The 21,253-nt window shown below is 71.3% G+C and carries 12 protein-coding genes and 1 pseudogene; 7 read left to right on the top strand and 6 right to left on the bottom strand.

The window, feature by feature from the left end:
• Nucleotides 1-6: 6 nt before the first annotated feature.
• Nucleotides 7-195 (top strand): annotated as a pseudogene (locus tag ACIRJR_RS15320) (hypothetical protein); the annotation flags it as partial.
• Between the two features lie 9 nt (nucleotides 196-204).
• On the opposite strand, the gene ACIRJR_RS15315 reads toward ACIRJR_RS15320, so the two are convergent.
• Entirely contained in the window at nucleotides 205-3,201 is a 2,997-nt protein-coding gene (locus tag ACIRJR_RS15315) for a LuxR C-terminal-related transcriptional regulator (RefSeq protein ID WP_403779581.1), read from the bottom strand.
• Nucleotides 3,202-3,857: 656 nt separating this feature from the next.
• Between ACIRJR_RS15315 and ACIRJR_RS15310 the strand changes: the two genes are divergently transcribed.
• Both ACIRJR_RS15310 and ACIRJR_RS15305 read left to right on the top strand, forming a co-directional pair.
• Nucleotides 3,858-5,465, top strand: a complete 1,608-nt coding sequence (locus ACIRJR_RS15310; RefSeq protein ID WP_403779578.1) for a S8 family peptidase — start codon at nucleotides 3,858-3,860, stop codon at nucleotides 5,463-5,465.
• A 328-nt stretch (nucleotides 5,466-5,793) separates the two neighbouring features.
• Nucleotides 5,794-7,806: a GTP-binding protein gene (locus ACIRJR_RS15305; protein WP_403779575.1), complete on the top strand. Its 2,013-nt coding sequence runs from the start codon at nucleotides 5,794-5,796 to the stop codon at nucleotides 7,804-7,806.
• Nucleotides 7,807-7,861: 55 nt separating this feature from the next.
• On the opposite strand, the gene ACIRJR_RS15300 is transcribed toward ACIRJR_RS15305, so the two are convergent.
• Complete coding sequence (locus ACIRJR_RS15300) at nucleotides 7,862-10,870, bottom strand: carbohydrate binding domain-containing protein (protein WP_403779572.1); 3,009 nt, start codon at nucleotides 10,868-10,870, stop codon at nucleotides 7,862-7,864.
• A gap of 268 nt (nucleotides 10,871-11,138) precedes the next feature.
• On the opposite strand from ACIRJR_RS15300, the gene ACIRJR_RS15295 reads away from it, so the two are divergent.
• Nucleotides 11,139-11,564: an acyl-CoA thioesterase gene (locus ACIRJR_RS15295; protein ID WP_403779569.1), complete on the top strand. Its 426-nt coding sequence runs from the start codon at nucleotides 11,139-11,141 to the stop codon at nucleotides 11,562-11,564.
• Between the two features lie 98 nt (nucleotides 11,565-11,662).
• Here the strand turns inward: ACIRJR_RS15295 and ACIRJR_RS15290 are convergent, their stop codons facing one another.
• The gene (locus tag ACIRJR_RS15290; RefSeq protein ID WP_403779566.1) at nucleotides 11,663-12,247 is read right to left on the bottom strand and encodes a YdeI family protein; all 585 of its coding nucleotides are present in this window, start codon (nucleotides 12,245-12,247) and stop codon (nucleotides 11,663-11,665) included.
• A gap of 78 nt (nucleotides 12,248-12,325) precedes the next feature.
• Complete coding sequence (locus tag ACIRJR_RS15285; protein ID WP_403779563.1) at nucleotides 12,326-13,522, bottom strand: hypothetical protein; 1,197 nt, start codon at nucleotides 13,520-13,522, stop codon at nucleotides 12,326-12,328.
• Between the two features lie 403 nt (nucleotides 13,523-13,925).
• Here ACIRJR_RS15285 and ACIRJR_RS15280 point away from each other — a divergent pair, with 403 nt between their 5' ends.
• Complete coding sequence (locus ACIRJR_RS15280; RefSeq protein ID WP_078468422.1) at nucleotides 13,926-14,099, top strand: CsbD family protein; 174 nt, start codon at nucleotides 13,926-13,928, stop codon at nucleotides 14,097-14,099.
• A gap of 392 nt (nucleotides 14,100-14,491) precedes the next feature.
• Here the strand turns inward: ACIRJR_RS15280 and ACIRJR_RS15275 are convergent, their stop codons facing one another.
• A complete protein-coding gene (locus ACIRJR_RS15275; RefSeq protein WP_403779560.1) occupies nucleotides 14,492-14,881 on the bottom strand; it encodes an ATP-binding protein in 390 nt (129 codons plus the stop codon).
• Between the two features lie 663 nt (nucleotides 14,882-15,544).
• Between ACIRJR_RS15275 and ACIRJR_RS15270 the strand changes: the two genes are divergently transcribed.
• A complete protein-coding gene (locus tag ACIRJR_RS15270; RefSeq protein ID WP_403779556.1) occupies nucleotides 15,545-15,883 on the top strand; it encodes a MerR family transcriptional regulator in 339 nt (112 codons plus the stop codon).
• 393 nt (nucleotides 15,884-16,276) lie between these two features.
• On the opposite strand, the gene ACIRJR_RS15265 is transcribed toward ACIRJR_RS15270, so the two are convergent.
• Nucleotides 16,277-19,474 (bottom strand): alpha-L-rhamnosidase, encoded by a 3,198-nt coding sequence (locus ACIRJR_RS15265; protein ID WP_403779553.1) that lies wholly within the window; start codon nucleotides 19,472-19,474, stop codon nucleotides 16,277-16,279.
• A gap of 347 nt (nucleotides 19,475-19,821) precedes the next feature.
• Here ACIRJR_RS15265 and ACIRJR_RS15260 point away from each other — a divergent pair, with 347 nt between their 5' ends.
• Nucleotides 19,822-21,003: a S8 family serine peptidase gene (locus tag ACIRJR_RS15260; protein ID WP_403779550.1), complete on the top strand. Its 1,182-nt coding sequence runs from the start codon at nucleotides 19,822-19,824 to the stop codon at nucleotides 21,001-21,003.
• Nucleotides 21,004-21,253 lie beyond the last annotated feature (250 nt).

Below are 21,253 nucleotides of genomic sequence, written 5' to 3'. Positions count from 1 at the left end.
CCGGGTGGGGCGGCCTGGGCTGATGAGCTCCGCCGCCAGGCCGAGATCGTTCGGACCCTGGCCGAGGCGCCCGGAACACCGGGCGGCGCGGCAGGGCCGCGCCGGGTCCTGGACCTGTCGGCCGAGGGCCGGCGGGTGCCGCGCGCGGTGATGTCCCGCCGCGCACGCGGGCGCGGGAAGCCGTACGCGCGGTGATCGCAGCCCTCAGCCCACCGGGGAGATGTCGTTCCTGGAGGTGACGTTCAGCTTGCGCATGATCCGCGCCACGTGGTGCTCGACGGTCCGCGTGGACAGGACGAGGCTCTCGGCGATGTCCCGGTTGGCCCGTCCCTGGACGACCAGACGGGCCACCTCCCGCTCGCGTGGGGAGAGTTCGTCGCCGTAGCCGAGGCGACCGCGGCGATGGGTGGTGACGATGTCGTGGCGGCGCAGCAGCCTCTGGCAGCGGGCCACGTCCCAGCGGGCGCCCAGTTCCCGGTACACCTCCAGCACCTCCTGGACGGCGCCGGCCGCCGTCTCCCCGTGCCGGCCGATCAGGCAGCGCCCGCGGGCCTCCGCGGCCCGGGACGCGTCGAAGGGGCGGCCGAGCCGTACCCACTGCGCCTCCGCGTCCGCCCACAGCCGGATCGCCTCGTCCGGCTGGTCCTCGGCTTCGGCGAGCCGCGCCTGGCACATGGTCAGCGCGGTCCGGGCGGCGGGCGCGTCACGATCCGCCGTCCCCGCGGCGAAGTCCGCGACCAGCCGTCGGGCCCGTGCGGTCTGCCCGCTGCCGACGAGGGCCTCCACCGCGGTCGGTGCGACCTCTCCGGCCCATACCCAGCCGCCGGTCCGGTCGAGTCGGTGCAGGGTCTCCTCCACGGCGTCGCACGCCTGCCCGGGCCGTCCGGCCTCCAGATGGACGCGAGCGATGGCGGCGGCGGACGCGGTGAGGATGACGCCGGTGTCGTAGCGGGTGGTGCGGGTGGCGTCCGTGAGATCGCGCCGCGCCCGGGGTACGTCACCCAGGACGTGCAGGGCGGTCAGCCCCCGGACCAGCAGGGCCTCGGCTGCCAGGTCGGGTATCTCCCGGTAGAGCCTGGCGGTGTGGCCGGCCGCCTCGTGCAGTCCGTGCCAGCGGCTCCCGTGCCAGGCGAGTACCAGGCGGGCGGTCTGGGTGAGCCCCTCCACGTACGGGCTGCTGGTCTCCGCGAGCCCGTCGGTCGCCCGGCCGAGGAACTCCTGGGCCCGCACGTCGTACCCCAGGGCGGTGGCGGCGTGCGCCAGGTTGGTCCACCCCCGGGTGTGGTGCGCGGCCTCGATGGCGGTCGCGGCCGGCCCGTGCAGCGTCTCCGCGGCGGCCCAGGCCCGGTGGTCGCCGAGCAGCATCAGGGCGGTGGCGCGGTTGGCGGCGATGGAGGCACGGGCCACCGGGTCGGTGACCTGGCCGGCGAGCGCCTCACCGCGGTCCAGCCACTCCTGGTGCCGACCGATGGCCCATCCCTTGATGGAGGGGATGGCGGCGACCGCCATGGCGCGGGCCGCGGTCTGCGGGTCGGACATCTCCAGGTCGGGAATGGCGTGGGCGACCTCGTTGAGGCTGTCGAGGGCGCCTCCGCTCTGGTTGCGCAGGACGACGCTCAACTGAAGCCGGATCTCACCGCGCACCCGGGGCGGCGGGTCGTCCTCCTCCAGCACCCGCCGGACCGCGGTCACCACCTCCTCCCCGGCACGGGCCAGATGGGCCGTGCGTGCCAGTTTCTCGGCGGTGTGGACACGTCCCGCCGCGCGGGGGTCCTCGACGATGGCCTGGGTGTAGAGGGTGGTGGCCGTGGAGTAGTCGCCGGCCGCCGCCGCCCGGTCGGCGGCGACGACGAGGCAGCGCAGGCTCTCGCCTATCCGCCCGGCGGCCCTGTACAGCCGGGCCAGGTCGGCCAACGGCAGCGGGCCGCCCCCCGCCCGTCGCAGTGCCCGGGCGGCGCGCAGGCTCAGTCCGGCCAGGCGTGGTCCGGGTATCCGGGCCAGTGCGGCCTCGCGGTCCAACGGGTGCCGGAAGCCCGGGTACGGCCCGACGGCCCGCAGCACCGCTCCGCGTACGCACATGTCCAGGGCCGCCCCGGCCCGCTCGGGTGCGATGCCCGCCACCTCGGCGAGGACGCCGAGGGGCACAGCCCGGTCGAGCACCGCCGCCGCGTCCACGATGCGGTGCGCGTCCTCGTCGAGCCGCACACACCGCTGGGCGAACTCCAGCCGCACCCGCGGCGGGACGCCGGCCTCCCGTACGGCGGCGGCCACGGCCCCGGCCGGCGGGCCGTCCTCCCCACCGGCGCGGACACCGCCCTGCGCCGCCGCACCCGCGCCGCCGGCCCGCCCCGTCCGCGTGTCGCCCGTAGTCCTCGGAGCGCCCTCCCCGCCCGCCCGCCGCAGCGCGTCGCCCGCCTCCCGCAGCAGCGCGCGGGCGACCCCGGGAAGACCCCCGCTCAGACGGTGCACCAGCCCCGCCACCTCACCATGCTCCTCGGTCCACCCCGGCCGGGCGTCCAGCCACTGCCGGACGAACTCCTCCGTCTCCCCGGGAACCCAGGGCTGGACGCGGACCTCCTCTACCCGCACCCGCGCCGGTACGCGCACGCCGATGCCGGGAAGTCCGGGCGCGGCGTCCTCGGTGAGGACCAGCCGCAGCCGGGGCGGCATCGCGGCCATCAGGTGGCGCAGCAGGCCGAGCGTCGAGGGGTCCGCGTGCTGGAGGTCCTCCACGACCAGCACGGTGTCGCCGATCGCCGTCAGAAGTCGCTGGACCGCGCGGGGCAGCAGCCCGCGCCGCACCTCGGGGTCGGCCGCCGCCGCGGGCGGTGGCGGCAGCCGGTCGGCGAGCTCGGGTACGACGAGCCCCACGACGCCGGTCACGGAAGGCAGTGCTCGGCCGGGAGCGCCGACCGGTCGGTGAGGCAGTCCCGCCAGAGCGTCGGCCACGGGCCCCAGCGGCGCCGGGTCCATCACATCCGGACAGACCCCGCGCAGGTGCGTCCACCCGGCACACTCCGCTCCGCCGAGTACCTCGTCCACCAGCCGGGAGACCCCGGTACCGGCTTCCCCTCGCACCACCACGACGCTCGGCCCGTCCCGCAGCGCCCTGCGCAACCGCCGTGCCTCCTCGACCCGTCCGACGAATCCGCCGCCGGTGATCTCCGCGCCGTGTTCCGTCCCGGCACCTCCTGCTTCCACGGCTCCGCCTCCCGACGACCACTCGTCCCCGCACCGGGACCCGTCGACCCGGCCCGGCTCTCCGGCCGGACCACGGCCTCCGCTGGGCACGTGGTCTACCCCGCCGAACGCCCGGGCTGCAATAGGGGTTCACCACCTACGAAATGCCGGCCCCCTCACCCGGTCCCGGTCCCGTCCGTGGCGCCCCGCGCGGAGGCACCCCCGGGGCGGCCACCATGTCGTCCGGGCCCGCGGGGGCCACCGGGCCACCGTCCGCGCCGTCACTTCTTAGGTACCGCTACGGATTGCGGGACCTCTCCCGCACGACCGAAGCTCTGGGCAGCCCGAAATCGCCGACACCGTACGCCGGGTTCCGGCCGACGGAACCGGGATACGGGGCGGCTGAACACCCACAGCCGTTCGGCGTGACCGAGCCCGTGCCGCGCGGCCCCCTCCGTGCGGCACAGTGCTCGTCCCGCCACCCGTGGACGCCGTGACCCGAAGGCTCCGCGCGACCGTCATCCACGCCCCCGGCTTCGTCCATGTCATGACCTCGACACGTCGATCGTGGGCGCGGGCACACCCCGCCCACGGTGACTGCCCGGACCGGCCGGCGGCGCCGGCCACCCCTGTGCCTCGTACCTGGGCCCACGCACAACCGACAAAAGGAAGAAACCATGGAGTTCGACGCCCGCGTCCTCCGGCGTGCACTCGCCGTCTGCGCCAGCGCCGCCCTGCTCGCCGGGGCCGCCACGACCACGGGGGCGACAGCGGCCCCCGTACCTCCGCCCGGCGGTGAAGGCCGCATCGTCGGCGCCGACCGCCCCGGTGCGGTCGAGGGTTCCTACATCGTCACCTTCAAGGACTCGGTCCCGCGCGGGGACGTACCCGCCTCCGCGAAGGCACTGGCCAAGAGGCACGCCGGCAGCCTGCGCCACACCTACACCGCCGCCCTGCGGGGCTTCGCCGTACGGATGACGGAGGCCCGGGCCGAGGAACTCGCCGCCGACCCCTCGGTGGCCCGCGTGGAAGCCGACGCCGCGGCCTACGCGGTCGACACCCAGACCTCCCCGCCCTCCTGGGGCGTGGACCGTGTCGACCAGCGTGACCTGCCGGTGGACAGGAGCTACACCTACAGCACCACCGCCTCCGGCGTGAACGCGTACATCGTGGACACCGGCATCCGGATGAGCCACCGCGACTTCGGTGGCCGGGCGGTGAGCGGCTACGACTTCATCGACAACGACAGCAACGCGTCCGACTGCGCGGGGCACGGCACCCACGTCGCCGGGACCGTCGGTGGCAGCGCGTACGGAGTCGCCAAGGGCGTCAGACTGATCGGCGTGCGCGTGCTCAACTGCCAGGGCACCTCGGGCGACACCTGGGCCCCGGTCCTCGCCGGTATCGACTGGGTCACCAGGAACGCGGCGAAGCCGGCCGTGGCCAACATGAGCATCGGCGGCGGCAGAACCCAGTCGGTGAACGACGCCGTCGCCACCTCCATATCCTCCGGCATCACCTGGGTGGTCGCGGCGGGCAACAACAACACCGACGCCTGCTCGTACTCCCCGGCCTCCACCCCGTCGGCCGTCACGGTCGGCGCGACGAACAGCCGGGACGCCCGTGCCAGCGGCTGGTCCAACGGCCAGGGCTCCAACTACGGTTCCTGCCTCGATCTCTTCGCCCCCGGCGACAGCATCGTCTCCACGTCCAACTCCGGCGACACGGCGTCCCAGTCGATGAGCGGTACGTCCATGGCCTCCCCCCACGTCGCCGGCGCGGCCGCCCTGCTGCTCGCCGCCAACCCGACATGGACCCCGGCCCAGGTCCGCGACAGGCTGGTCGCCGACGCCACCCCCGACAAGGTCACCGACGTCCGCACCGGCTCGCCGAACAAGCTGCTGTACACGGGTGCCGGCACCACCACCCCGCCGCCCACAGGTGAGAGGTTCGAGAACACCGACGACCACCAGATCCGCGACAACGCCACCGTCGAGTCACCGCTGCCGGTCACCGGCCTCACCGGCAACGCGCCTTCGGACCTCGCCGTCACCGTGGACATCCGCCACACCTTCCGCGGAGACCTCAAGGTCGACCTGATCGCCCCCGACGGCACCGCCTACCCGCTGAAGACCTACAACAGCAACGACGGCGCCGACAACGTGCAGGCCACCTACACGGTCAACGCCTCCGGCGAGACCGCGAGCGGCACCTGGAAGCTGCGCGTCTCCGACAACTGGGTCAACGACACCGGTTACGTCAACGCCTGGTCGCTCCAGTTCTGACCCGCGCCACCTCACACACCCGGCACGACACGACAGCTCATGGCGCCGCCCCGTCCTCGCTCCCCGAGGGCCGGGCGGCGCCTTCATGAGCCCGGCGCACCCCGGGCCGAGCGAGGGGGACGACGGCCCGAGGGGCGAGCTCTGGGCACGTGGATCCCATGGCAGACCTGCGACGCCACCTGACAGAGCCCTGTTAATCGATTGCCCTCCGGCGCGACGGCCTGCTGTAATTCCGGCACCAGCTGATCAACCCGGGAGATTTTCATGCGCCGAGCTTCTGAGTCCACCCAGACAGGAATTCACCCCTATCTCGAGGACCTGAAGCTCAGTGCACACGTTGAACCTGGGAATTCTGGCGCACGTCGACGCCGGTAAGACGAGCCTGACCGAGCGGCTGCTCCACAACGCCGGAGTCATCGACGCGGTCGGCAGCGTCGACGACGGGAGCACACAGACCGACTCCCTCGCCCTGGAGCGGCAGCGCGGCATCACCATCAAGTCCGCCGTGGTGTCCTTCGCCGTCGACGGGGTCACGGTCAACCTGATCGACACCCCGGGTCACCCCGACTTCATCGCCGAGGTGGAGCGGGTCCTCGGCGTGCTGGACGGCGCGGTGCTCGTGGTCTCCGCCGTGGAGGGTGTCCAGGCCCAGACCCGCATCCTGATGAGGGCGTTGCGCCGCCTGCGGATCCCCACGCTCGTGTTCGTGAACAAGACGGACCGACGGGGCGCACGGTGCGACGGCGTCCTGGCCGACATCGCCCGACGGCTGTCGCCCTCGGTCGTCGCCATGGGCTCGGTCGAGGACGCGGGGAGCAGGAGTGCCCGCACGCGGGCCCTCACCGAGGGGGACCCCGCCTTCGTCACCGCCCTGACCGATCTGCTCACCACCCACGACGACGACCTCCTGGCCGCGTACGTCGAGGGCGCGGAAGGTGTTCCGTACGGCCGGCTGCGCGAGCGGCTGGCGGCGCAGACCCGCCGGTCCCTGGTGCACCCCGTCTACTTCGGCTCCGCCGCCACCGGCGCCGGAGTGGCCGAACTGACCGCGGGAATCGCCGAGTTCCTGCCCCGGAGCGGCCAGGGCGCCGGAGGGCCGGCCTCGGGAACGGTGTTCAAGGTCGAGCGCGGTCCGACGGGGGAGAAGATCGCGTACGCCCGGATGTTCTCGGGAGAGGTACGCACCCGGGATCGGGTCCGGCTGCTGGGCGACGGTGACCAGGAGGCCCGTGAGGGCAAGATCTCCGCCATCACCGTCTTCGACAACGGGACCGACGTCCGCGGCGACGCGCTGCCTGCGGGCCGGATCGGCAGGCTGCGCGGCCTCCACACCGTCCGGATCGGCGACACCATCGGCGAGGCCGGCGGGCGGCCGGGCAGGTCCCACTTCGCGCCGCCCACCCTGGAGACCGTCGTCACCCCGTGCAGGCGTGAGGACAGGGGAGCGCTGCACGTCGCGCTCGGACACCTGGCGGAGCAGGACCCGCTGATCGGCGTGCGCCGTGACGCGGTCCGCGGGGAAGTCTCCCTGTCACTCTACGGCGAGGTGCAGAAGGAGGTCATCGGGGCGACGCTCGCGGACGAGTACGGCATCGCCGTCGAGTTCCGGGAGACGACGACCATCTGTCTGGAGCGGCCCGCGGGAACGGGCTCGGCCGTCGAATTCATCGACGTCGAACCGAATCCCTTTCTCGCCACCGTGGGGCTGCGGGTGGAGCCCGCCGCATTCGGCAGCGGGGTGGAATTCCGCCGGGAGGTCGAACTGGGATCCATGCCGTACTCCCTGATGCGGGCCGTGGAGGACACCGTGTCGGAAACGCTCTCCGAGGGAATTCACGGATGGCGGGTCACCGACTGCACGGTCACCATGACCCATTCCGGATACTGGCCCCGGCAGAGCCATGCGCACGCGGTGTTCGACAAGAGCATGTCGAGCACGGCGGGCGACTTCCGGAATCTGACGCCGCTGGTACTGATGGAGGCGCTGAGGCGGGCCGGGACGACGGTGTACGAACCCGTGCACCGCTTCCGGGCCGAACTCCCCGCCGACACGCTCGGTCCGCTCGTGCCCGTCCTCGCGCGGCTGCACTCCGTCCCGGAGCCCCCGGTGACGGACGGCGACGTCTGCACCGTGGAGGGGGTGGTCCCGGCCGCCCGCGTCCATGAGCTCCAGCAGTTGCTGCCGGGGATGACACGCGGGGAAGGGGTGCTGGAGTCCGCCTTCGAGAGCTACCGGCCGGTCGACGGTCCTGTTCCGCACAGGTCCAGGACCGACCGTGATCCGCTGAACCGCGGGGACTACCTCCTGCGCACCCTGCGCCGGGTCGACGGCGGCCGGTGAGCCCGGCAGGTGCGGGCCGGACACGCACGGGTGCGCGTCCGGCCCGCACCGTGGCTCACTTCAGGTAGGGGCCCGCCGTACCGATCTTCCCCGGGGCCGCGTTCCTGCCGCCCAGGTCCAGGACGTACACCCGCAGGTTGCCCTTGCCCGGCGCGGCGACGGTGAGCGTCCCGCCGGTCACCACCTTGGTGTCCCCGGTGACGGCGTCCTTGTACGTGCCGTTGGGGACGCCGGTGTACGTGGCGCCGCCCGATACCGTCACCAGCGCGAAGCTGTCCGTGCCGCTCGCGGTGTCGGTGTAGCGGCGCTTGTACGCCATCGAGCCGGTGATGCCCTCGGTCGAGTACTGCCCCATCTGCAGGGCGGGCACCGCGCGGCGGATCTGGTTGAGCCGCTGCACGTGCTTGACCAGCGGCTTCGCCAGCGTGTCCGCGACCGCGCCGGACGCCGAGGAGACCGTGCCGAAGTCCGACGCCTTCACCGTTCCGGCGACGTGGTCCCCGAAGTAGGCCCTGCCGGTCGTCTCCAGCGGGCAGGTGGGCCCGCAGTCGATCTTCTTGCCGGCCTGGAACTCGACCTCGGAGCCGTAGTACAGCGTGGGGATGCCCCGGAAGGTCCACATCAGGGACATGTTCTCGGCCCAGGCGTCCGTGCCGCCGGAGTACCGCTCGCTGCTCATGTTGGGACCGTAGTCATGGCTGTCGACGTACACGACGTTGTACGTCGCGTCGTTGTAACTGTCGTCCGAGTCCTTGCCGTTGCTGTACGCGTTGTTGGCGTCACCGAAGTTCATGTGCATGCGCATGTCGATGACGTTCATCCCTGAGAACCTGCTGTGGTCCGGTGCGTGGTAGTCGTTGCCGTTCAGGAAGGCGTTGGTGGACGTCGGCTGGGAGCCGGTGCCCTGCTGCTGCTCGTAGTCGTACATCTCCAGCGCGGCCTTCCCGTCGTCCGCGCTGTACTCCTTGCGCTCCTTCCAGGTGTAGAACTGCGCGGAGTGGTTGACCGAGCCGCGGTTCCACTTGTCGTTGACGAAGGCGGCGACCTCACCGAAGACGAAGAAGTTCTTCGCCGCCTCGGTGCCGAACCGCTGGGTGACGCGCTCCTGGATGGCCGGGAGGAAACGGCGGTTCCAGGTGGTGCGGGGGATGTGCACGGCGGTGTCCACGCGGAAGCCGTCCACGCCCATGTCGATGTACTTGTCGTAGGCGCCGATCAGGTAGTTCTGCACGGGCGCGCTCTCGGTGTTGAAGTCGGCGAGGTCGTCGTGCAGCCAGCACGAACGGGCGTCCTCGCCCTCCCAGTTGCCGATCCAGCAGTTGTGGTAGTACGCCTTGGGGAACATGCCCGACGTCGGGTTGGGCCACTGGCAGTTGTAGATCCGGTAGCCCTCCGGCGAGGTGTACTGGGTGGGGGTGCCCCAGTTCACGCAGGTGTTGCCCGAGGGTTCGGCCGTGGACCAGAGGTCGCCGTTGTAGTACGACTTCCCCGACTTGGTCTCGACGGTCAGTCCGTCGTACTCGAAGCCGTCGTTCCTCTCGTCGTAGTACCAGCTCCACTGGGCGTCGCGGACCCCGTACGTCTTCGGCGTGAACAGGCCCTTGGCGCCCCAGCGCGAGGAGTGGTTGTAGACGACGTCCTGGTAGATCTTCATGCCCTTGGCGTGGGCCGCGTCGATGAGGTCCTGGTAGGAGGCGCCGGCCGACTCGAGCCGGGAGTCGACCTCGTAGAAGTCGTAGCCGTGGTAGCCGTGGTAGTCGTAGTCGGACCGGTTCAGGACCACCGGAGTGATCCAGACCGCCGACATGCCGAGGCCCTTGATGTAGTCGAGCTTCTCGACCAGGCCCTTGAAGTCGCCCCGGAACATGGGGTCGTCGTTGGCCGCGTTGCCCGACTTGGTGTGCTGGCTGCCACCACGGTCGTTCGTGGTGTCACCGTCGTTGAAACGGGCGGTGAGGACGAAGTAGATCGGGTCCTTGCGGGGGTCGGTGCCCAGTGGCTTCCCGGAGGCCGGGGCGGTGGGCTTCTCCCCGGTGGTCGCCGTGGCCGCGGCGGAGGCCGCCGAGACGTTACCGGCGGCGTCGACGGCCCTGACGGTGTAGCTGTAGGCCGTCTTCGCCTCCAGGCCGGTGTCCGAGAACACCGTGGAGCCGACGTCGCTGACCAGCGTGCCCTTGGTGCCGCCGGTTCTGGTCACCTGGTACTTCGTCACACCGCGGTCGTCGGTAGCCGGTTCCCAGGCCACCACGACGGAGACCCCGTCCGCGCTCGCCGACACCTTCGCCGGAGCGGTCGGGGCCTGGGTGTCCGGGGTCTCCGCCGCGCAGGGATCCTTCGCGCCGCCGGTGACCTTCTTGTCCTTCACCGTGGTGAGACCGGCGGGGAGCGTGTAGTTGCTCCCGTTGTTGTTGTCCCAGACGCCGTTGCCGTTGTTGAAGGTCGCCAGCATCGAGGTGGCGGTGCCGAGATCGACCGACTTCCTCACCCAGCCGGTGCAGGCGGGCTCCATGCCCACCCCGGGCACGGTGCTCCAGGCGCCGCCCGCCGGCTGGTAGTGCAGATTGGTGGTCGTCCAGCCGACGGTGGCGGTCGAGTAGTAGACCGATGCCGTGTTGCCCGACTCCGGCTCCGTCCCGGGATCCGCGCAGGGGTCGCTGTGGGCCACCACGCCGTCCTTGACGGTCACGGAGCCGGCGCCGAGGGCGTAGTTCTTCCCGGCGTTGTTGTCCCAGACGCCGGAGCCGTTGTTGAACGTCGCGGCCAGGCCGGAGGCGCTGCCCAGGCTGACGGTCTGCTTCACCCAGTCCGTGCAGGCGGCTTCCATGGTCACGCCGGGCGCGGTGGTCCAGGATCCACCGTCGGGCGCGTAATGGAGTCTGTACGAGGACCAGTTCTTGGTCTTGGTGTAGTAGAAGACGGTGGCGGTGGACTCCGAGGAGGCCGCGGGAGCTGCCGGCTCCGCGCCGGAGGCCCCGGGCGCCGGGGTCAGGAGGCCCAGCATCACCGTCGCCGCGACGGCCGCCGCCGCGGGGCGTCCGAGCAGCCGGACAGGGGTGCGTCTCATTCGTGTGTCTCCAGGGGAGGGCCGCGGGCGGGTGGACCGCGACTGCCGACAGCACGGCCGCTCAGCGAGCGGCCGCCAGGATCCCGCCGGAGAACCCGGACGCGCCTCGGGGTTCGGGCGAGCAGTGCGCACTGGTAGAAATTCTTGTCAGAACCTTGCTGCAATCTCTTGCATCGAGGAAGTTACCTGCGCATGACAGGTCCGTAAAGAGGCCGCGCACACCGCGTTCGGAGAGGAATGGGGAACGGCGATCGGGCGTTCCGCAGTCATGACCTACTTCGTCGACGTAACGGTGCGCGGGTACGAGCTGGACACCCAGGGCCACCTCAACCAGGCGGTCTACCTCCAGTACGCGGAACACGCCAGGTGGGAGCTGCTGCGGGAGGCCGGCGTCGCCCAGGAGAAGCTGCTCGCCCACGGGATCGGTCCGGTGCAGCTGGAAGTGACGGTGAAGTACCTGCGGGAGCTGCGCGGAGGGGACCGGGTCCGGGTGGGCTGCGACCTCTTCTACGGCACGGGGAAGACCTTCGAGATCCGGCAGCAGATCCTCAAGGAGGACGGCACGGTGGCCGCGGAGATCACCGGGGTGGGCGGCATCCTCGATCTGACGGCACGCCGGCTGATCGCCGACCCCGCCGGGCGGTTCGCCGCGCTGGCGACGAAGCCCGAACTCCTCGGTATTCACACCGACTGAGCCCCGGCGGCGGAGGCCGGGGGAGTGTGGGCACCGACCGATCCCCGGCGGCAGCGGTCAGGGGGCCTTCCGCACCGACCGATCCACGGCGGCAGCGGTCAAGGGAGCTTCTCGCCCGACACGAGCTTGGCCACCACGCGTTCCAGGCGGGCCGCCCTGAGTCCGGGGGTCCTCGCCTTCAGGAGCTGCAGGATCACCAGGTACCGGTCCGTCCTGCCCAGCCGCTCGAACCGTGCCGCCGCCGGGGGCGCCGCCGCCAGCGCGGCGGCGAGATCGGCGGGCACGGTGGCCTCCTTCTGGGAGGGATACGCCGTCTCCCACCGTCCGTCCTCCCGCGCGGCCCGCACCTCGGCGAGCCCCGGCTCCCGCATCCGGCCCGCCGCCGTCAGGGCCTCCACCTTCCGTACGTTGACGAGGGACCAAGGGCTCCCGGGCCGGCGGGGTGAGATCCGCTGGAGGTAGTACGTCTCGTCCAGGGACTTGCGCTGTCCGTCGATCCACCCGTAGCAGAGGGCGATGTCGATGATCTCGGACGCCGTGACGGTCTCGACCCCCGAGCCCTTCTTCGCGACCTTCAGCCACAGACTGGACGCGCTCGCGTGGTGCCCGTCCAGCCAGGTCTCGAGCCCTTCGGTACGTTCGAAGACCAGGGGCTCCGCACCGGGAGCTGGTTCGCCGGCCATCGTCGTGGCGCCTCCTTCAGGGCTGATGCGTACTCCTGGCCACGACGCGGACCGTGCGGCTGCCGGGGCCGGTGCGTGTCACCGGGTCTCGACGTAGCACGTGACCACCGGATCGGCGCCGACGCCCCATCGCGACTCGTCGGGCCAGGTGTACCAGAAGCGACCCTTCGCCGCCGCCTCCGCCGTCCACGCCGTGGGCGCCGACGCGTGCTCGTCCCGGCATGCCTCGACGGCCATCCGCTTGGCATCCTCGTAGCCCGGATACCGGGCGTCGAACCGCGCGTGTGCGAAGACCCGGGCGTCGTGGGGCCCGGCGCAGGGGACCGACACCATCATGTCGAGGGTGCGGGTGCCCGTCGTGAGATCGGCGCATCCGCCCTCCTCCATCTCACCGACAGCTGTGACGGCCTCCTTCGCGTCGAGTGTCTGTTCCGAGGCCGCCGGCATGACCGGCGCGGAAGTCCCGAAACCGCTCACCTTCAGGTCGGCCCGCAGCCCGGTCATTGCGTCGAGGGCGCCGCCCTTCTTGCCGAGCAGGTCCGAGAGATCCGCCTCCACCCGGGTGATGCGCCCGCGGGCGTCCGCGGAGACGGTGAGTGACACGGGCGTCGCGGTGCCGTTCGGGTCGATGTCCGCGGTGAGTTCTGCGCCCAGGTCCTTGGGGAACAGGCGCAGGGCGTTGAACACCGTGAGTTCCGCCCGGTAGACGCGGCCGACCTTCCTCTCGGAATGCGTCACCTTCTGGGCTCCGCTGACGATCTCCAGGAGTGTGCCGCCGAACGCGGACTCGGTTCCCCGAAGCGCGTCGACCGCGGAACCGGTTCCGAACGTGCCGGACGTGCCTTCGTACCGCAGCCAGTAGCCGGCTTCACCCGCGCGCAGGCGGATGGTGTCCGGTCCGACCGCCACCTCCGTGTGCGCGGGGGCACGGCCCGTCCCCAGGCGGACGCCCAGCAGCGTGTCCTTGGCCTCGTCCGCCAGCCCCTCGTCCGGCGCCCAGTCGATCGAGCCGACGGCCCTGCCGCCCGCGAAGTCGAGCCGTCCCGTGCTCGTCCGCACCGTGTCGCCCGACGCGGAGGTGAAGGTCAGAGTCTGGCTGAACCGTGCGGTACGCGCCGCCTGCGTCGTCAGCAGCGCCTGACGGGGCTGCTGCTCGATCGGTACGCCGAACACCGGATGGGCGGGCTTGTCCTCAGCCGCACCGCCGGCGCAGGCGGAAAGCAGCAGCGCGGCCGAGGCGGCGGCGCACAGAGGGAGGAGGTGGCTTCTGATCACGCCGGTTTCGACCACGGAAGAGGGCGTTCGGTTGCCCTCTTCCCGGTAACGGAACGATCACCCGTCCCGGGGCCGGCGCGCCGGAGCCACCGGTCCGCCGCGTGGCCGTCACCGGGACGTCGTCGCGCAGCGAGGAGCAGGAGACCAGGATCAGGGCGGGCCCGGCCCCCGCGGGTGGCCGAGCAAAGTTCTCGGCGTCAGCGACTCGCCCGTGCGGATATCGCCACTGCGGCACTTCCCTGAACCCGTCGACGTCACGGGATTTCCGCTGCGGACCGCTGAGGCGCCCACAGGGCCACGGCCAGGTGACGTCGCCGAAGAGGCTCGGTGATCTGTTTGAACGAAGCAAAGACGGTCAGGCGGTGGGTGTTCCCGACGTCGAGTGACGCAAGGTGTGAGTGGCATGGCTGCCGACGAGAAGACACAGGCCAAGACCGAGCAGGGCAAGGGCAAGGTCAAGGAGGCTGCCGGCCGCACCGTCGGCAACGAGCGCCTCACCGCTGAAGGCCGGGCCGACCAGGCCAAGGGCGATGCCCGCGAGGCCAAGGAGAAGATCAAGGACGCTCTCACCGACTGACTTCGCCCCCTGCCCACGCTTCTGGGCCCTCACCGCACTACCGTCCGGTGAGGGCCTGTTGCGTTGTTCCATGAGCTCGTAACAGGATCTCGCCGAAGTGCCGAAGTGCCGAAGTGCCGAAGTGCCGAAGTGCCGAAGTGCCGAAGTGCCGGCGTGACCGCGTGGAAAGGGTGGCGTCGGCGCGGGAGGAACCGGATGCCGTTTCGCCCCACTCGCCTGGATCACCTCGCATGACGGGCACGCCGGTCGAGGTCGGCGACTGGATCGGTCTCGAACCGCAGAGCCGTCCGCGCGGTCTCAGCGAGCAGAGCGGCCGCCCCGCCCGGCCCGGCCCTGCGTGGAGGCGGAGTGAACCGGACATCCGGAGCAGAGGGGCTGATACCTGTGCCTGGCTATCGGGCGATGAGGGCCGTGACGGTCTTGCCGCCGGACGGCCGGCGGGTGACCGCTGTGCTGCGGGCGAGACGGTTGACCATAGGCCAGCCGAAGCCTCCGGTGGCGCCGTTCACATCGGGGGCGCGCATGCGGGGGCACTGCGGACTGCGGTCGTGCACGGCCACCTCGATGTCGGCCGGGTGCGCGTTCAGGTCCAGTGTGAAGGTGCCGCCGCCGTGGCGCAGGGCGTTGGTGACGAGCTCCGAGACGACCAGGATCACGCTGTCGGCGGTCTCTGACGGGATCGGATGCAGGAGTCGCTGGAGGAAGGTCCGGGTGCTGTCGCGTGCTTCGGCGACGGATGCCCCCGCGTGGGCGGGTGTGACGGCGAAGCTCATCGCGCTCATCAGGCCACCTGCTCTCTGCCTCGTCGTAGCCGCTTTGGCCTGGACGGTGCTTCTGCCCGGCCTGTGGGGCGGCAAACGCTGCGGTGTCACTGCCCGAGGCCAGTTTCCTCATCACCGAGCACACGAAAATCTATGCCGCGCAGAGTAGACATTGGGTTGTGGCGTAGCTATTGTTTCTCTCGTAACCGAGGAAGTCAGCAGGGCCTGGCAGGAACGAACTGCCAGGCGGCAGTATCTGTAGTCGCAGTATGCAGAACGGTGCGGTGGCGGAGTTTCGAAGCCAGGGCTTGTGCAGTACGGCGACGGGACTGGCGACCGGACCGGGCGGCCCGCAGTCATCAGGGGCCACCACGAGCAGTACCCGAAAGAGCAGGACGCAGTACCAGCAGTACGCAGTTGATCACCAGAGGGAAGAACGGAGGAACCAGGCGCCATCAGGATCGCCCGGGTGTACTTGCCAGGCCCGGGTACCGCAGGACATCGATAGTGAGGTGGTCTCCGGTCGAGCAACCGCGATCCCCGTATCCCCGGCAGCATCCCCGCCGGGTCAGCGGACACAGAAGGCCGGCGCAGTAAGGGCCGGCAGGTGGTGTAGAAGTTCCTTCGGGGCCCTGGTGCCATATGGCACCAGGGCCCCTCCAGCGCGTTCCACAGAGAGGTGCAATGCCCGCAGACGACACCTTCGGCCGTCTCGACGACGACGACTACCCCGCCTACACCATGGGCCGGGCCGCCGAGATGCTCAACACCACCCAAGGCTTCCTCCGCGCCATCGGTGAAGCCCGCCTCATCACACCCCTGCGCTCCGCGGGCGGCCACCGCCGCTACTCCCGCTACCAGTTGCGCATCGCCGCCCGCGCCCGGGAGCTCGTCGACCGAGGGACCCCGATCGAAGCCGCTTGCCGCATCGTCATCCTCGAGGACCAACTCGAAGAAGCCCAGCGCATCAACGCCGAGTACCGTCGCGCTGACGAGCGATCAGGTTCACCCGGTTCGGGTTGACGGAGATCGGCCGGCGCGCGTGGAGGCCGGGCTCGTCGTGAACCAGAGCCCGCGTGACAGGGGCGGTCGGTGTACATGGTGTCCACGCACGCCGTGATCAATACACCTAGGCTCCAGCCGGGCGGCGTCGTTCCTGCGGCACGGATCGACCAGATCATGGAGACCACCGAATCGCCGGCCATGCGCATCAGCTGTGGCGAAGGCGGTCGGTGGAAGCCCGGGGGACGCGCCGACCGGCAGGGCGTGCAGCCGCCGTGCCGCTGCACCGGTGCCGGCCGAGTCCTCGCCTGTGCTGCCGGTGAGGGTGGTCAGCAAGTGCCCCTGGCGGGCCGCGATCGCCGGGGACGACTCGTCCCCGGCGATCGCGGCCCGGGGCGCCCCCGGCGGCGGACGTCAGCCCGCCGCCGTGAACCGATGGCTGCCCGAGCCGGCCGCGAAGACCGCGCACCCGTCGTCCAGCCGCAGGAAGACCGCTGGGCCCCGGCCCGCACTCCGTTTGTCGCCGCCCGGCACCCACACCTCGGCGGTCGTGTTCGGCGGCAGCGCCACCGCGAGGGCGAATCGGCTCCCGTCCTTCTCCCAGCGCGTGGTGACCGGCCCGTACCGTGAGTCGAACCGGCCTCCGGCCCGTGTCACCCCGCCGCCCGGCCGAGGCCGCACGACGATCTTCCGGAACCCGGGGGCTCCGGGTGCGATGCCCGCGATGTTCGCGTACATCCACTCGCCGACCGAGCCGTACGCGTAGTGGTTGAAGGAGTTCATCCCGGCGTCCTGGAAGCTGCCGTCCGGCCGGATGGAGTCCCAGCGCTCCCACATCGTGGTGGCGCCCCGGTCGATCTGGTAGCCCCAGCTCGGGAAGGTCCGCTGGAGCAGCAGGCGGTAGGCGACGTCGGTGTGGCCGGTGTCCGTGAGGACGGGCAGCAGCCGGGGGGTGCCGAGGAAGCCCGTCGACAGATGCCAGCCCTTCGCCTCGATGAGCGCGACCAGGCGGTCGGCGGCCGGCCCGCGGTCCTCCTCCGCCAGCAGATCCATGGACAGGGCCAGCACGTAGGCCGTCTGCGTGTCGCCCTTCACCCGCCCGCCGGCCGAGACGTACGCCGAGCGGAAGGCGTCCCGCACCCGTCCGAAGAGCGCCCGGTACGGCGCCGGGTCCTTGTCCAGCGCCTCGGCGGTCCGGGCGACGAGATCGGCGCTGTGGGCGAAATACGCCGTGGCGATGACGTCCTTCGGTGTCTCGTCCTCGATGTTCAGCCAGTCCCCGAACCCGTCGGCGGGGCGCAGCAGCCCGGTGCTGTGGGCCTCCAGGTACTCCAGCCAGTCGAGCATCGAGGACCAGGACTGCTCCAGCACCCGTACGTCGCCGTAGGCCTGGTACAGGGCCCACGGGACGGTCACCCCGGCGTCACCCCAACCGGCTGCCCCGTTGCCGACGTTCGGGAGGTCGGGGGCGACATGGGTGAAGGCGCCTTCCGAGGTCTGGGCGTCGCGCAGGTCGTGGAGCCACTTGGTGAGGAAGCGCGCCGACTCCATCGTGTACGCGGCGGTGGGGGCGAACACGTTGATGTCCCCGGTCCAGCCGAGCCGTTCGTCGCGTGCCGGGGTGTCCGTCGGGATCGAGAGGAAGTTGCCGCGCTGTCCCCAGGTGATGTTGCTGTGGAGCTGGTTCAGCATGGGCACGTCGGTGGTGAAGTCCATCGTGAACGGTGCCGAGGTGTGGATGACACGGCCCACGACCGCGTCCGGCCCCGGTGTGCCCGGATACCCCGTCACCTCGACGTAGCGGAAGCCGTGGAACGTGAAACGGGGCTCGTAGGTCTCCCGTTCCCCTCCCTTGAGCGTGTAGGTGTCCGTGGCGCGGGCGGTGCGCAGATTGGCCGTGTAGATCGTGCCGTCCGGGTTCAGCACCTCGGCGTGGCGCAGGCGCACCGTCGTCCCCGCCGGACCGGACACCGTGAGGCGCGCGGCGCCCACCATGTTCTGGCCGAGGTCGAACACGTACACGCCGGGCTTCGGTTCGGTGACCTCACGGGTGGTCAGCTCCCGCTCCACGCGGCAGGCACCGTCGATCTCGGCCACCAGCGCCGCGGTGACCCCGTCGACACGGTCGGCCGCGAGCCAGCCGGAGGAGTCGAATCCGGCCCGTGTCCACCCGTCGGTCTCCAGCCGGGCGTCGTACTCCTCGCCCGCCATGAGATCCGCGCCGGTGACGGGCCCGGCAGCGGTGAGCCAGTCCGTGCCCGACACCACGCGCTCGGTCGAACCGTCGGTGTAGGTCACCTCCAGCTGCGCGAGTGCGGCGGGCCGCTCGCCGTACTGGTGAGGGCCGAACCAGGCGATGTTCCCCGCGTACCATCCCGACGCCAGCGTGATCCCGAGGGCGTTGCCGCCCTGCGCCAGCAGTCCCGTAACGTCGTACGTCTGGTACTGGACCCGCTTGCGGTAGTCCGTCCAGCCCGGGGCGAGGCGGTCCTCGCCGACGCGCTCGCCGTTGAGGGACACCTCGTACAGGCCGAGTGCCGTCGAGTACAGCCGGGCCCGTGCGACGCGCTTGCGTCCGAGGCGGAACTCCCGTCGCAGCTGGGTGGCGGGGGAGTACGCCACCGCGACCTTCCCCCAGGGGCCTGAGCCCCAGCGGGCGAGGACCTTCGCGGCGGTCCAGGCGGAGTCGTCGTAGGCACCGGAGTGCCAGTCTCCAGACGGTTCCTCGTCCGTCGCCCGCCAGTCGGCACCGGTGACGACCGTGGTCGTCCCGTCCGCTGTGGTCAGCTCCAGGGCCCCGAGGAGTCCGGCGGGGCCGGCGACGGCGTTCGTCGCCGAGACGGCGACGACGTGGGTGCCGGGGGAGAGACGGGCCGTCACATCCGCGAGGACGGGACGCTTCCAGTTCTCGGCGGGGCCGTCCGCCTCCGTGTGCGCCACCTCCACGCCGTTCACCAGCGCGGTGAACCCGTCGTCGGCGCTCATGACCAGCCGGGCCCGGGTGACCCCCTCCGGAACCTCCACACGGCCGCGGAACCACCGTGTGGCGGCGGGTGCCTCGACCGTGGGATCCCCCTCGGGGAACCAGATCCAGGAGGCGTCGTCCAGGGCGGGGGCGGCGGTCAGCGCCGCGGGCGCGGCGATCCACCCGGCCGACCAGTCCGAGGCCTCCAGGAGTCCGGTCTCCCACCAGGACGGCTCGCTCCAGGCGGAGGCCCGGCCGTCCGTGTCCCAGACCCGCACGGACCAGAAGTACCGGGTACGGGACGTGAGACCGGGGCCCGCGTACGGGACGAGCAGGGACCGCGCGGACTCGACCTTGCCGCTGTCCCAGACGTCCGGCTTCCCGAGGCGGTCGGCGGAGGTGGCCACACGCACCTGGTAGGCGGCCTGGACCGTGCCGGGGCTGTCCGAGGCGACGGGCCAGCTCAGCCGCGGACGGGGGGTGTCAAGGCCCAGAGGATGGCTCACGTACTCGACGGTCGGCCCGGCGACGCGGGCCCGGGCGGCGGCTCCCCGCGCCGGGCCGGACGCACCGGCGGCGGGTGCGGACACCGCGGCGAGCGCGGCGGTGGCGGCGGTGGTGCTGAGCAGTCGTCTTCTGCTGATCACGGCGCGGCTCCGTAACGATAGTGATGAATCGTTTCAGGGCTGCGAAGCTATGATTGTGACCGGCCCCTGTCAAGGATTCTTTCGCGATCGTGCTACTTCTGGCTTGATGGTGAAAGACCGCTGCGTGCGGCATTGACGGCCCCGTCGAGACGGGTCTATCTTCGCTCGCAGGAGGAGTTGAAACCTTTCACGTGATCGGCCGAATGGGCCTGCCCCGGTACCGATCGTTGCGCTGTCCGGCTGATGCGGCTCAAGGCCCGCCCGGGATGTGGACGAAAGGTCAGGTGTTCGCACGTCGCGGACCTGACGTGGTCCGCGATCCGCTCCTCCATCTCAAGGGAGAACGCATGCGCCTGCGCGCCCGCTGGGCACCAGCCGCTCTACTGCTGATCGCGCCCCTGATCGGCACCACCACGGCCACGGCCGACACCGGCGAGACGCTCGTGCCGGTGCAGAAGTCGGCCCGGGCCGTGCCCGGCCAGTACATCGTCACCCTCTCGCCCGAGCAGACGCCGAGCGCCATGGCCGAGCAGCTCGGGGTCAGCACCCTCTTCACGTACAGCAAGGTCCTGCACGGCTTCGCGGCCTCGCTCACGCCCGCGCAGCTCGAGCAGGTGCGCGGTGCGGCGGGTGTCCAGACCGTCGAGGAGAACAGCGAGGCGTCCGTCTCTCCGCCCGCCGCCAAGACGGCGGGGAAGCGGGCCGCGGCCGGGAGCTGGGGGCAGGACCGCATCGATCAGCGGAATCTCCCGCTGGACGGGACGTACGACGTCGAGGGCACCGGCGAGGGCGTGACCGCCTACATCCTCGACACCGGCATCGAGGCCTCCCACACCGAGTTCGGCGACAGGGTGGGCGCCGGCTACGACGCGATCGGTGACGGCCGCGACGGCGAGGACTGCAACGGCCACGGCACGCACGTGGCCGGGACCGTGGCCGGTGCGACCTACGGCGTCGCCCCCGCCGCCTCCCTCGTGCCGGTGCGGGTGCTCAACTGCGAGGGCTCGGGCACCTGGGCCGGGATCATCGCCGGCCTCGACTGGATCGCCCAGAACGCCGAACAGCCCGCCGTGGTCAACGCCTCCCTGGGCGGACCGGCGTCGTCGGCCGTCGACGACGCGTTCGACGCCCTCGCGGCGGAGGGCACCCTGCCGGTGGTCGCGGCGGGCAACGAGAACCAGGATGCCTGCGACGTCTCGCCGGCGCGTGCCGACGGCGTCCTCGCCGTGGGCGCCTCCGACATCCAGGACCGGCAGGCGACGTTCAGCAACTGGGGCACCTGCGTGTGGCTGTACGCCCCCGGCGTCGACATCGTGTCCGCGAAGCTCGGCGGCGGGTCCACGACGCTGAGCGGGACGTCCATGGCCAGCCCGCATGTCGCCGGCGCGGCGGTGCTCTACAAGGAGCAGAACCCCGACGCGACGCCGCAGGAGGTCGCCGACCGGCTCGCCGCGGAGGCGACCCCGGACGTGCTGACCGGGCTGGGCTCCGGCTCGCCCGACCGGCTGCTGTACACCGGCGGTCTCTGACCCCGGCCGGCCGCACCGAGCGGGGTCCGCGTGCCGCGGGCCCCGCTCTGCGTCATGCCTTGGAGCAGGCACTTTCCGTCGGCTTGCAGGTGTACGCAAATTGCTTACGTGTTTTGAAGGCGGCTTTCATGCTTCGACGTGACCCGATCCCGACCCCAAAAACGTTCTGGTAGCAGCTCTTTGGGGGTCACCTGTGTTGCCTCCCGCTGTTCCGTTTTCTGTCTCAACCGTGGACGCTCTCGCACTTGTC

Origin of the sequence: Streptomyces sp. NPDC102402 (assembly GCF_044765765.1) — a bacterium.
Classification (GTDB): domain Bacteria; phylum Actinomycetota; class Actinomycetes; order Streptomycetales; family Streptomycetaceae; genus Streptomyces.
This window is presented reverse-complemented; position numbering and strand designations above follow the sequence as displayed.

Excerpts from the sequence above, each read along its gene's own strand:
- ACIRJR_RS15310 (WP_403779578.1), top strand. The coding sequence starts at position 3,858 with ATGGAGTTCGACGCCCGCGTCCTCCGGCGTGCACTCGCCGTCTGCGCC.
- ACIRJR_RS15300 (WP_403779572.1), bottom strand. The coding sequence starts at position 10,870 with ATGAGACGCACCCCTGTCCGGCTGCTCGGACGCCCCGCGGCGGCGGCC.
- ACIRJR_RS15295 (WP_403779569.1), top strand. The coding sequence starts at position 11,139 with ATGACCTACTTCGTCGACGTAACGGTGCGCGGGTACGAGCTGGACACC.
- ACIRJR_RS15290 (WP_403779566.1), bottom strand. The coding sequence starts at position 12,247 with ATGGCCGGCGAACCAGCTCCCGGTGCGGAGCCCCTGGTCTTCGAACGT.
- ACIRJR_RS15280 (WP_078468422.1), top strand. The coding sequence starts at position 13,926 with ATGGCTGCCGACGAGAAGACACAGGCCAAGACCGAGCAGGGCAAGGGC.
- ACIRJR_RS15275 (WP_403779560.1), bottom strand. The coding sequence starts at position 14,881 with ATGAGCGCGATGAGCTTCGCCGTCACACCCGCCCACGCGGGGGCATCC.
- ACIRJR_RS15270 (WP_403779556.1), top strand. The coding sequence starts at position 15,545 with ATGCCCGCAGACGACACCTTCGGCCGTCTCGACGACGACGACTACCCC.
- ACIRJR_RS15260 (WP_403779550.1), top strand. The coding sequence starts at position 19,822 with ATGCGCCTGCGCGCCCGCTGGGCACCAGCCGCTCTACTGCTGATCGCG.